This is a genomic window from Martinezella miluonensis (assembly GCF_900094545.1).
GTDB lineage: Bacteria > Pseudomonadota > Alphaproteobacteria > Rhizobiales > Rhizobiaceae > Rhizobium > Rhizobium miluonense.
Genome location: NZ_FMAH01000048.1, coordinates 1 through 12,003, shown reverse-complemented (window position 1 = coordinate 12,003; position 12,003 = coordinate 1). Strand labels below are relative to the sequence as shown.

The following is a 12,003-nucleotide window of genomic DNA, read 5'->3' as shown; positions in this document are numbered from 1 at the left end:
ATGATCGTTTTCTAATCTAATCTCTTCAGATCGCGGGCGAAGCGCTGCCAATTGGCGATGTAATGCTGGGCCGAGCGACGCAGGCGTTCGATCGCGGCTTCGTCCAGCGTGCGGATCGCTCTCGCCGGCGAGCCGACGATCAGCGAGCCATCCGGAAATTCCTTGCCTTCCGTGACAAGCGCATTGGCGCCGACGAGGCAATTATTGCCGATCTTCGCGCCGTTCAGCACGGTGGCGCCCATGCCGATCAGCGAATTATTGCCGATGGTGCAGCCATGGATGATGGCATGATGCCCGATGGTGCAGCCTTCGCCGATCATCACGGCGAAGGTCGGGTCCGTATGCACCATCGTGCCTTCCTGGATGTTGGTGCCCTTGCCGATGATGATCGGCTCGTTGTCGCCGCGCAGCACCGAGCCGAACCAGATGCCGACATCTTCGCCGATCTCGACCTGGCCGATGACGCTGGCATCCGGGGCGATCCAGTATCGGCTCGGACCGGGCGTTTTCGGTGTCAGGCCGGCAAGGGCGTAGAGCGGCATGGATGATCCTCCTCGATCAGATTACGTTCAATACCAGCGTCGCGACGCCGTCGACGGCACAGCTGATCCGGTCACCGCGCGCAACCGGGCCGACGCCTGCGGGCGTGCCGGTCATGATGACATCGCCCGGCGCGAGCGTGAAGAGCTTGGACAGCTCGGCGATGATTTCAGGCACTTTCCAGATCATCTGCGAGAGGTCGCCTCGCTGGGCAGCCTCGCCGTTGCGCAGCAGCCAGATGCCGCCCTTGTCGGGATGGCCGACGCGGGTGGCGGGCACCAGCGCGGAGACGGGCGCGGAATGCTCGAACGCCTTGCCGATCTCCCAGGGCCGGCCGAGCTTCTTGGCTTCGCCCTGCAGATCGCGGCGGGTGAAGTCGATGCCGACGCCATAACCATAAACGCAGTCGAGCGCCTGCTCGACCAGAATATCGGCGCCGCCGCTGCGCAGCGCCACGACAAGCTCCACCTCGTGATGCACGTCGGATGACAGCGGCGGGTAGGGGAAATCGCCTGATACCAGCAGATTGTCGGCGTTCTTCTGGAAGAAAAAGGGCGGCTCGCGGCTGGGGTCATGACCCATTTCTATGGCGTGGTCGGCATAGTTGCGGCCGACGCAATAGACCCGGCGCACGGGAAAGAACTCGGTTTCGCCCTCGATCGGCAGCAGGACCGGGGCGGGGGATGGAATGACTGTCATGAGTGGGGCGTTCATGGGGATCGTTCGAAACTCTCATTGATCTCGGAAAGGCCGCTGCCCTCCGACTCCATTTTGCAAACTAGCATCATTGTTACTGCCGCGAAAACTGGCCTTTTTGAAGGATTTGGTGTAGAGCGCGGGGCAGAAAGGTATCCCATGTATAGTGAAGCGCTGAAAACTGGCCGCAAGATCTTTGCGGTTGCCCCTATGATCGACTGGACGGATCGCCATTGCAGGTACCTGCATCGGCAGATCAGCCGGCATGCGCTGCTCTATACGGAAATGGTGGTGGCCGACGCGATCATCCATGGACCGCGCGACCGGCTGCTGGGATATGATGCGGCAGAGCATCCGGTTGCGCTGCAGCTTGGCGGTTCGGATCCGGCCAAGCTTTCACAGGCGCTGCGGATCGCGGAAGCCCATGGTTATGATGAGATCAATCTCAATGTCGGCTGCCCGTCGGACCGCGTGCAATCCGGTACCTTCGGTGCCTGCCTGATGCTGACGCCGGAGACGGTGGCCTCCTGCGTTGCGGCGATGAAAGCAGTGTCGAAGGCGCCCGTGACGGTGAAATGCCGCATTGGTGTCGACGATCAGGAGCCGGAAGAGGCGTTGCCCGAGCTGATGACGCGGGTGCTCGATGCCGGCGCCGACGCAATCTGGATCCATGCGCGCAAAGCCTGGTTGAAGGGTCTGTCGCCGAAGGAAAATCGCGAGATCCCGCCGCTGGACTATGAGATCGTCTACCGCATGAAGCAGCGTTGGCCCGATGTCTTCATCGGCATCAATGGCGGCATCCAGACGCTTGACCAGGCCGAGGCGCATCTCGCTCATGTCGATGGCGTCATGCTTGGCCGCGCCGCTTACCAGAACGCCGCCATTCTTGCCGATGTCGATCATCGATTCTATGGGGCGCAAGCTGTCGAATCGGACTGGAACGCTCTGCGCGACCGGATGATGGCCTATACAGAACGGCATATTGCCGAGGGCGGCCGTCTTCAGCATGTCGCGCGCCATATGGTCGGCCTGTTCAGCGGCTTGCCCGGCTCGCGCCGCTACCGCCAGATCCTCTCGACCGATGCCAACAAGCCGGGTGCAGGGCCTGAAGTGATCGCCGCCGCCTTCGCCGCGGTGGATTTTGCTGGCGAGGGGGAACGGGTGAGCGCTTGACGAGGGCTAACTGCGATCGGCTGGGACCGGGTCTGACCGGAAAACCGCTTTGAATGGCGCCGCGCGGAGCTAAGTCCCCCTCATCCTGAGGCGCGGAAGCCAAGGACTGCAGCCTCGAAGGACGAGGGGGGCCTCAGCCCCGCAAACACTTCACAAACGAAAAACGGCGCGGTTTTCGCCGCGCCGTCCGAAACCTCACTCAGGCAGTCACCAGAGGCTTAGTTAGCCTGGATGTTGACAGCCTTCGGGCCCTTGCCCATGCGATCCGGCTCGGTGTCGAACGTGACCTGCTGGCCTTCGCGCAGCGACTGGATGCCAGAAGCCTGAAGAGCGGAGATATGGACGAAAACGTCCTTTGCGCCGCCGTCAGGAGTGATGAAACCAAAACCCTTGTCCTGGTTGAAGAATTTTACGGTGCCCTTGGTGGCCATGGGGGATAGTCCTTTACCCATCAGTCTTAATTAATCCGGAAAATCCGGACGGCTTTGCCTCCGCGCCATGCGAAAGCTAGTCGAGAAGTCACGTACGGGGAAAGAACGTCTGCGCGGGTCCTTTAGACCCAACCGCTGCCTGCCGTCAGCGGATCACCAAATCAGTCCAGTCACCGGCATGCAAATGCCCGAGCATGCATATGGGTGACAGGGTTTTGTGAAAAAGGCAAGAGGCGTTTTAACGGCAGGGTAGAATGACAGAAAAACCAATAGGTTGATAACTCCCAAATTCGATTGATCGACGAATCTATTATTTTCAAATCACATAATAAGCTTGCTTTCTATTAGTGCAGCATCGATCAAGAATCCGTCGCCGGGGACGACATCATTGTGTCCATCGTAAAAGTCGCTAGTCTGCGATTGCGCAACTTTTGATAATCGAACGTGCGGAGCTTACATGGTTCAATCGAATGATGACGACATGATGGGCCTCGCATTGGCCGAGGCAAAGACTGCTTTGGAACAAGGCGTATTCCCGGTAGGCGCGGTTCTATCCGCAGGAAGCCGAATTTTGGGGCGCTCGCATAAAACCATGGTTTCAAATCATTTGAACCATGCGGAAATGAACCTTTTTCACCAGGTGTTTAGAGGCGACTATATCTTCTCGCGAAACGACGACATTACGCTTTATACAACGCTGGAGCCTTGCATCATGTGTTTCGGCACTATGCTGCACTTGCCGATAACGCGCCTTGTATTCGCCATGCCAGATGCTTACGGCGGATGTGCTCACGTTAAGCTGGAAAATTCTCCACCCAGGCACCTTTCGAGAGCAGTAGAAATCGTCGGAGGCGTTCGCCGACAGGAGGCTAGCGCGCTCTTTGCCGCATTTCTCGATACGACGACTGAGGAATTTTGGTTGACGGGTGGAGCCTCACATTTTCAAGCCGCCGTTAGAGCCAATCGGTAGATATGCGGCACGGCTGGCAATGCGCATGAGAGTTCAAGTCGTTCGCGATCCTAGTTTTCCGCCAGCGTAAACACCGCGCAAGGTTCGGCAATCCCGCGCAGCTCATAGTCTCCCAGAGACAACAACGGCATCGTCGTTTCCGCCGCGACCGATCCTGAAACGAGGATATTGCGCCCGAGCGGCTTGCAGAGGCCCTCGAGGCGGCTGACGAGATTGACGGCGGGGCCGATGGCGGTGAAGTCCAGGCGGTCGGCGGCGCCGATATTGCCCCATAGCATGTCGCCGAAATGCAGGGCGGCGCCGAAGGGGAGCGGCGGCAGGCCCTGGTTTGCCCGTGTCGCGTCGAGATGGGCCATGCCGGCGCGGATGGCGGTGACGGCGCGCAATGCTGCCTCGCAGGCTTCCGTCGGTGTCCCGGTGACGGGAAAGATCGCCAGCACTCCATCGCCAATGAATTTCAGCACTTCGCCGCCGAAGGCATGGACCGCGCCGGCGACGCGATCGAACCAAGCGTCGAGGGCCGCGATGATGACGGTCGGTTCCGTTGCTTCGGACAGGGCGGTGAAATCCCGGAGGTCGGCGCAGAGCAGTGCTGCGCGGATGGTCTCGCCGGTGCTGCGGCTGAGCGCGCCGGCCTGGACCCTGGCGGCGCTTCTGCGGCCGAGATAGGCTTCGAGCAGGGTTGATAGAGTGGCGCGGGCGGCCAAGCCCGCCAAGGGGGCTGCGGCAAAGCGCGTGACCTGACGCAAACTATCCGTTTCGGAAGAGCTGAAGGGTCTGGTGCCGGCCCAGGCCAGCAAGGAATTGCCGGGCGCAGTCCCGATCGTTTCCTCGCATGCCGGGCCGAGTTCGCCGAGCCAGTCTCGGCCGGCCTGCCCGAGCGCCGTGCCGGCGAAGCCGAGGGCCTCGACGACTGCGCCGGTCTCGGCGCGCCAGAGCCAGGTGTGCTGCGTGATGATCGGATGCGGCGCTGCAAGCGTCAGAGCGCCGCCGGCGAGAGGCAGCCCGGCGGCCAGCAGGTGTCCTCCCAGATCGGCCAGAAAGCGTTCGGGGCTGGGCGAGGTGCCGGCTTCGTCAACCAGCCAGGCAAGAGGGGCGGGCAAATCCATGCTGGGATCATGCCATGGCGGCTGCAGGCTGTCATCCTTGCCGGCGCAACCTTCCCGGTGGCGCATAGACCTTCATATGCCATGAGCAAGACTACTGTCGCCGATCGGTGATATCTTGTGAATATCAGGCCATCTAGCCCGATGGCGCCACGCTCGAGACATCGTCAGCTCTTGCGGTCGTGACCACGCATGGGGTCCGGGCCAGGATCCCGCCCGGCCGCCACTTCGGCCATGCGATCGAAATAATGCGCCCAGCCTTTTGCATGGGCTTCACATTGTTCGGATGTCGGCAGGCCGGTATGGGTGAGGCGGACCAAGGTTCCCTCCGGCTGTTCGATCAGGTCGATTTCCACCAGGCTCGACCCCGGAGGCACTTCTTCACTGCCTTCCCAGCCAAAACTATAGGCGAGGCGATGGACCGGCACGACCTCTCGGAAAGAGCCGCGCGCGACGCGGGCTCCGGTGACGTTGACGAGATAGATGCCGCCGGGTTGAGGCTCGGTCTGGGCTTCCGTACCCATCCAGCGCAGGATCTTCTCCGGATCGGTCAGCAGCGCGAATATGGCGGCAGGCGGCGCCGGGACGCGGGTCTCGCGGCGGACGACGAAGGGCTCTGGCATCGGTCTCTCTCCCGTGGTTGCTGTCGCTTTCCCACGGCACGGTCCGCGATCGAGCGTCTTCCGTCCCTCCGTGGGCCTCCTTATAGAATGATATGTAGGTGCTGATGCACGGCCAGCAAGATATCTCTCGATGCTCGCAGGCATTGCTTATCACAAATCGGCAGCTCAGACCGGCGGATTTTCGCCGGCGACATCAATCTTATCGCCCGGGTCGACCCGTCTTGCCCTTCGTCCGCCCCTTGCGCTGCTTCTCGTCCACCGGATCCTCGTAGGAGCCGACGCCGGGCTTGGCGCGGGTGATCGGCTTGTCCGGCATCTTGCCGGTCACCGGCTTCTCCGTGCGGCCGACAGTCATTTCGTCCAGCGTATTCTTGCGGAAAAGCGGTGTGCCGGCATCGCTGCCAGGCCCCATTTCATCGAGGTTCGGCTTGGCGAAATAGGAGCGTGATGCCTCGGGTTCGGGGGCGGCGCGCTTGCCCGACGCGCTGCGGCTTTCGAGGCTCCGGGCCTCCTCGCGGGCCATCGGATCGTCCATGGCTGCGAGCTCGACGGCCTTGAGGCGCTTGATCTCGTCGCGCAGTCTTGCTGCCTTTTCGAAGTCGAGGTCGGCGGCGGCATCGCGCATGGATTTTTCCAGGGCGTTGAGATGGGCCTGCAGGTTGTTGCCGACGAGGTGGCCGCCATCGGCGAAGCCCTTGCCGGAGGCGCCGCCGATATCGGCGCGCACATGGTCCCTTTCGTAGACGCTGTCGAGAATGTCGGAAATTTTCGCCTTCACCGATTCTGGCGTAATGCCGTGCTCGAGGTTGAAGGCCATCTGCTTCTCACGGCGGCGGCTGGTTTCGTCCATCGCCCGCTGCATCGAGCCGGTGACGGTATCGGCATAGAGAATGACCTTGCCGTCGACGTTACGCGCGGCACGGCCGATGGTCTGGACAAGCGATGTTTCCGAGCGCAGGAAGCCTTCCTTGTCGGCATCGAGGATGGCGACGAAGCCGCATTCGGGAATGTCGAGGCCTTCGCGCAAGAGGTTAATGCCGACGAGCACGTCGAAGGCGCCCAGGCGAAGATCGCGGATGATCTCGATGCGCTCCAGCGTGTCGATGTCGGAGTGCATATAGCGCACGCGCACGCCTTGTTCGTGCAAATATTCCGTCAGATCCTCGGCCATGCGCTTGGTGAGCACGGTGCAAAGCGTGCGATAACCCTTGGCGGCGGTCTCGCGGATCTCGCCGAGCACGTCGTCGACCTGCGTGCGGGCCGAGCGGACCTCGACCGGCGGGTCGATCAGGCCCGTGGGGCGGATGACCTGTTCAGCGAAGACGCCGCCGGATTGCTCCATTTCCCAGCTGCCGGGCGTTGCGGAAACCGCGATCGTGTCCGGGCGCATGGCATCCCACTCCTCGAAACGCAGCGGCCGGTTGTCCATGCAGGAGGGCAGGCGGAAGCCGTATTCGGCGAGCGTCGCCTTGCGCCGGAAGTCGCCGCGATACATGCCGCCGATCTGGCTGACAGAGACGTGGCTTTCGTCGATGAACAGCAGGGCATTGTCGGGAATATATTCGAACAAAGTCGGCGGCGGTTCGCCGGGATTGCGGCCAGTGAGATAACGCGAATAGTTCTCGATGCCGGCGCAAGAGCCAGTAGCCTCAAGCATTTCGACGTCATAGCGGGTGCGCTGCTCCAGTCGCTGCGCCTCAAGCAAGCGGCCTGCCTTCTCCAGCTCGGCGAGCCGGATTTTCAGCTCTTCCTTGATCGCCTTGATGGCGCCGTTCAGCGTGGGGCGCGGCGTGACGTAGTGCGAATTGGCGTAGATCTTCACCGATTTCAGGTCGCCGGTTTTCTGGCCGGTGAGCGGATCGAATTCGGTGATGGAATCGATCTCGTCGCCGAACATGGAGATACGCCAGGCAGCATCTTCCAAGTGGGCCGGGAAGATCTCGATCGTGTCGCCGCGAACGCGGAAGGAGCCGCGGATGAAATCCATGTCGCGGCGCTTGTATTGCTGCGCCACGAGGTCGGCGAGAAGCTGGCGCTGATCCAGCCGGTCGCCGACATTCATCTGGAAGGTCATCGCCGTATAGGTTTCGACCGAGCCGATACCGTAGATGCAGGAGACCGAGGCGACAATGATGCAATCGTCGCGTTCCAGCAGCGAGCGGGTCGCCGAGTGGCGCATGCGGTCGATCTGTTCGTTGATCGAGCTTTCCTTCTCGATGAAGGTATCCGAGCGGGGAACATAGGCTTCCGGCTGGTAATAATCGTAGTAGGAGACGAAATACTCGACCGCATTGTCCGGGAAGAAGTTCTTGAATTCGGAATAGAGCTGTGCTGCCAGCGTCTTGTTCGGCGCGAGAATGACGGCGGGGCGCTGCGTCGCCTCGATCACCTTGGCCATGGTGAAGGTCTTGCCGGAGCCGGTGACGCCGAGCAGTACCTGGCTGCGGTCGCCATTCTCCAATCCTTCGACGAGATCCCGGATTGCCGTCGGCTGGTCGCCGGCGGGCTGGTATTCCGAGGCCATGCGGATCTGGATGCCGCCTTCGGATTTCGCCGGCCGGGCAGGGCGGTGCGGCGTCCAGAGCTTGCCGTCCTTGAACAGCGGATTGCCGCTCTCGATCAGCTTCGACAGCGCCTCGACCGTTGCCGTCACGGCAGTACCGGCATTGACGGCGTTTTCCAACGATGTGTCCATGCCGGATACCGGGTTCAGGCCCGCGGCGGCACGCGTCTTCGGGTCTGTCGATCCGCCCATCGATGTACCGCGTCCAGACTTTGAAGCGGCGATTTCCACCTTCTTGCGATGCTTGCCGGCCTTCGAGGCAATCTCGCGTTGCGTCTCGATGCCGGACATTTCGGCATCGGCCTCGAGCTGCTTTACCCAGTCGGCGACGCTGCCGCTCAGCGGCGCGCCTTCAAACGGCGTCTGCGGCGCCTCTTCGAAACCGGACGGGGCGGAGGGTTTTTTCGGTGATCTGGCCATGCGGCGAATATGGCGATAGAACGCGTGGATGTGAAGAGGCAAAGGGTACAAAAGGGAAACGGAATGGTAGATTTTTCCGTTCGTCGGACATGTCAAATATGCTACAACCTGAGGGCGGCCGATGCGTTGTCGCTGATCTGAAAGTCCGCATAGCGCGATCCTCGCAGGCGCCGAATGAGGAGCAGGCCGCAACGTCGACATGCCCGGCCAGTGCCGGGTTCCCCCAGCTTCGACGGCATCCGGTATTGCCCGCCTCGCCGCCGCCATCCGGTCGGAGGATCATGATGACCGCATTGGATAGCTTACGCTCCTTGTCGCCCCAGCAACGAAACACCATCATCGCGGCCTATCTGGGCTGGACGCTGGACGCTTTCGATTTCTTCATATTGGTTTTCGTTCTCAAGCATATAGCCGAGGAATTTCACACGGATGTCCCGGCGGTTGCCGTCGCCATCTTCCTTACTTTGGCCATGCGGCCGCTCGGCGCGCTGATCTTCGGCCTTGCCGCCGACCGTTACGGCCGGCGTGTCACACTGATGGTTGATGTGCTGCTCTATTCAGTCTTCGAGTTTCTGACCGGCTTTTCGACGGGCCTGACAATGTTTCTCGTTCTTCGGGCACTCTTCGGGGTGGCCATGGGCGGCGAATGGGGTGTCGGCGCATCATTGACGATGGAGACCATTCCCGAGGAGTCACGCGGTCTCGTCTCGGGCATCCTGCAGGCGGGCTATCCTTCCGGCTATCTGATTGCTTCGATCGTCTTTTTCCTGTTGTTTCCGATCATCGGCTGGCGCGGCATGTTCATCGTCGGCGCGGTGCCGGCGCTGCTGGTGCTCTATATCAGACGCAACGTGCAGGAATCGCCGGCCTTCGTGCAGCGGCAATCCAAGCCGCAGCGACCATTCCTCACCGTGCTGCGTGAAAACATTCCGTTGTTCATCTGGGCGGTGCTCTTGATGACGGCCTTCAACTTCCTCAGCCACGGCACGCAGGACCTCTATCCGACCTTCCTCGAAACCCAGAAGCAGTATGATTCCTATACGGTCGGGGCCATTGCCATCGTCTATAACATCGGCGCGATCGTCGGCGGTCTGTCCTTCGGCGCACTGTCCGAGCGTATCGGCAGGCGTCGCACCATCGTCATTGCTGCCCTCTTGGCCATCCCTGCCGCGCCGCTCTGGGTTTACGGGCAAGGGCCGGTCATGCTGGCGCTTGGCGCTTTCCTGATGCAGCTTTTCGTACAGGGCGCCTGGGGTATTGTGCCCGTGCATCTCAACGAATTGTCGCCGGACGAGGTGCGCGGCACATTCCCTGGATTTGCCTATCAGCTCGGCAATCTGCTGGCTTCGGGGAATGCTTCGATCCAGGCTGGATTGGCGAAGAGATGGGGTGGCGATTATGCCCTTGCGCTGCTGGCCGTGGCCTGCATTGTCGCCGTCGTCGTAGCTCTGTTTGCCGGCTTCGGTTTCGAAAAGAAGGGCGTCCGTTTCGGCGACAAAAGTGCCGACGAGGCGGATCGTGCCATGCAAACCTGAACCGTCTCGTTATCTTGCTCGATGGGGTCGGTGGCTTCGCCGGCCTCGCTTTTATTTGCCACAGATCTCCGAAATCTTCGTCTGCGCGAAGCCGCGAGCGAGATCCTGCAGCCCGCCGACGGAGGATATCAGCTCGCCGATCGGACCGTTGATGCCAAGATGCATGTCGGTGATATGGCATGCGCCGACATCGACCGTCATGGATGCGTCGAGCTCGCCTTTGATCGTTGCCTTCAGCACGCCATGTGACTTGCAGGCCATTTCGGCGTGAGCGTTGATCTGGACACCGCCGTTCGGGCCATCGCAGACATCGAGCGATTTGACCTCGAATTTTTCCTTGTGGTCGACACCCGGCAGCTTCTTGCAAGGGTCGACTTCGTTCACCGATTTTTCGATCTGCGGACCGAATTTTCCCTGCAGCAACGACCAGCATGTGCCTGGTGCGGCCTTGGCCGGCGTCGCCGCCATCGGTAGTGGCAGAGCGACAGCTGCTGCCAACAAGGTCAAGCGAAGTGACGACGGAAGTGCGGCATATTTCGGATTCACAGCGATCGAACCTCTCTGGAGAAGCAGCAGCAAGACATGGCCCGGCCCTGTGGCAATCTTTCATGCCTTTCGCCACCAAGGAAATCCCCGGTTTCCCAGGGGCATTGCCTCAATCCTTGACGACTTTTGTGTCGCAGAAACGGTCGTAGAAAGTCTGGCCGTGCCATACGATCAGCGGATAGAGCCACCAGATAGCAGCGAAGACGAACAGGAGCGGCGTCAGGACGCCGATCAGGCTTAGCATACCGCCGGCGGTAAAGAGGTTGGGGTCGCGAACCTGCTGGATCAGCTGCTCGATCGTGGGCATGGATGGCGGAAGAACGAGACTGATCAAACCGAGGATCGCCGGCAATATCACCGGCAGAAACTTGAATAGCTCGCGTTTTATGGCCAATCCCAAGGGAAGGGTCCCGTTATCGGTCGTTTTCACTCTTAGCGACAAGAGGCGCTTCCCAAGCGTGCGCCTGCCATTGGCCGATAGATAGGCAAATGCGAATGGCAGAATAAGAAGTGCGACGTTGGATGACGGCCTATCGGCTACGTCCGTATCGAGCGGATTTCCATTGTCATCGACCGGCAAGTACACACTATGCGTCCAGTTTGTCGTTCCCTGCTGCGAAGCGACCGATGAAACAAAGATCTTGTATCCCTTGCTGCCGAGCCAGGAAACTTGGCACAGCTTGTTGGTTCGGGTCTCGCCGGGCTGCAGCGGCCAATCGGTTTCTACCTTCGGAATGAGTGGCCCCGATGTGATCGCCTCGCATCGCTGATTGCGGAGATAAGGCAGCGCCACATCCCATGACGTCACGGCCGATATTGCGAGGAATATGATGATGAGAGCGATCCGGAAGATGATGATGTCGATCAAACATGCGCCAAGCCGGCGCCAGAAATGGCGCGGCGGCAAGGACGCCGTTTGATGATCCGAAGCAGCAAAACTCATAGGCCCCCACCTTCTGCGCGCTTTGCGGCAATGTGCGACATGATGTACTTCAAGTTGCAGGATATATCACTGTTTGCGGCGATTCGCTGGATGGTCGCGGATATGGCGCGGCCAAAAAAGGGGGGCTAGCCAGCCTGTGTGAGAAGTCCGGCAAATCAATTAAGGTGGCCGCATTGGAAACGATGCGGCCATTTTCATGGGATACATTTCAGGGACTGATCGGGGTCAGACGTCGCTGTTGCCAGCCCGGATCGAGGATTACGTTGCGGCAGATGCTGCGGTGCGGGTGATCGATGCCTTTGTCGATGGGCTTGATGTTGCGCAGCTCGGATTCAGGCGAGCGGTTGAGGCCTCGACAGGTCGTCCCCCCTACGATCCGCGTGATCTGCTGAAGCTCTACATCTACGGCTATTTCAACGAGGTGCGCTCCTCCCGGCGACTGGAGCGTGAATGCCGG

12 protein-coding genes are annotated in these 12,003 nt (G+C 60.7%); 4 read left to right on the top strand and 8 right to left on the bottom strand.

Annotated features, from left to right (window positions below):
- Positions 1–11: 11 nt before the first annotated feature.
- On the bottom strand, positions 12–542 hold the full coding sequence (locus tag GA0061102_RS27350; protein ID WP_092855079.1) for a gamma carbonic anhydrase family protein: 531 nt from the start codon (positions 540–542) through the stop codon (positions 12–14).
- A gap of 16 nt (positions 543–558) precedes the next feature.
- Entirely contained in the window at positions 559–1,254 is a 696-nt protein-coding gene (locus tag GA0061102_RS27345) for a fumarylacetoacetate hydrolase family protein (protein WP_092855077.1), read from the bottom strand.
- Positions 1,255–1,395: 141 nt separating this feature from the next.
- Here GA0061102_RS27345 and dusA point away from each other — a divergent pair, with 141 nt between their 5' ends.
- Entirely contained in the window at positions 1,396–2,409 is a 1,014-nt protein-coding gene (dusA, locus tag GA0061102_RS27340) for a tRNA dihydrouridine(20/20a) synthase DusA (protein ID WP_092855075.1), read from the top strand.
- 218 nt (positions 2,410–2,627) lie between these two features.
- Here the strand turns inward: dusA and GA0061102_RS27335 are convergent, their stop codons facing one another.
- Positions 2,628–2,840, bottom strand: coding sequence for a cold-shock protein (locus GA0061102_RS27335; protein ID WP_004109325.1), 213 nt, complete (start codon positions 2,838–2,840; stop codon positions 2,628–2,630).
- A gap of 457 nt (positions 2,841–3,297) precedes the next feature.
- Here GA0061102_RS27335 and GA0061102_RS27330 point away from each other — a divergent pair, with 457 nt between their 5' ends.
- Positions 3,298–3,810: a nucleoside deaminase gene (locus GA0061102_RS27330; protein ID WP_092855073.1), complete on the top strand. Its 513-nt coding sequence runs from the start codon at positions 3,298–3,300 to the stop codon at positions 3,808–3,810.
- A gap of 50 nt (positions 3,811–3,860) precedes the next feature.
- Here the strand turns inward: GA0061102_RS27330 and GA0061102_RS27325 are convergent, their stop codons facing one another.
- From GA0061102_RS27325 to uvrB, 3 genes are all read right to left on the bottom strand, one after another.
- Positions 3,861–4,919, bottom strand: a complete 1,059-nt coding sequence (locus tag GA0061102_RS27325) for an adenylate/guanylate cyclase domain-containing protein (protein WP_092855144.1) — start codon at positions 4,917–4,919, stop codon at positions 3,861–3,863.
- Between the two features lie 164 nt (positions 4,920–5,083).
- Positions 5,084–5,539, bottom strand: a complete 456-nt coding sequence (locus GA0061102_RS27320) for an SRPBCC family protein (protein ID WP_004109317.1) — start codon at positions 5,537–5,539, stop codon at positions 5,084–5,086.
- 199 nt (positions 5,540–5,738) lie between these two features.
- Complete coding sequence (gene uvrB, locus GA0061102_RS27315) at positions 5,739–8,522, bottom strand: excinuclease ABC subunit UvrB (protein WP_092855143.1); 2,784 nt, start codon at positions 8,520–8,522, stop codon at positions 5,739–5,741.
- Between the two features lie 284 nt (positions 8,523–8,806).
- Between uvrB and GA0061102_RS27310 the strand changes: the two genes are divergently transcribed.
- The gene (locus GA0061102_RS27310; RefSeq protein ID WP_092855071.1) at positions 8,807–10,057 is read left to right on the top strand and encodes an MFS transporter; all 1,251 of its coding nucleotides are present in this window, start codon (positions 8,807–8,809) and stop codon (positions 10,055–10,057) included.
- Between the two features lie 51 nt (positions 10,058–10,108).
- Here GA0061102_RS27310 and GA0061102_RS27305 read toward each other — a convergent pair whose 3' ends face one another.
- Together GA0061102_RS27305 and GA0061102_RS27300 are read right to left on the bottom strand one after the other, a co-directional pair.
- On the bottom strand, positions 10,109–10,564 hold the full coding sequence (locus tag GA0061102_RS27305; protein ID WP_245298155.1) for a hypothetical protein: 456 nt from the start codon (positions 10,562–10,564) through the stop codon (positions 10,109–10,111).
- A gap of 148 nt (positions 10,565–10,712) precedes the next feature.
- Complete coding sequence (locus tag GA0061102_RS27300; RefSeq protein ID WP_092855069.1) at positions 10,713–11,546, bottom strand: RDD family protein; 834 nt, start codon at positions 11,544–11,546, stop codon at positions 10,713–10,715.
- Positions 11,547–11,742: 196 nt separating this feature from the next.
- Here GA0061102_RS27300 and GA0061102_RS27295 point away from each other — a divergent pair.
- Positions 11,743–12,003: transposase (locus GA0061102_RS27295; protein WP_139115112.1), on the top strand; the 261-nt coding region annotated here is incomplete at its 3' end.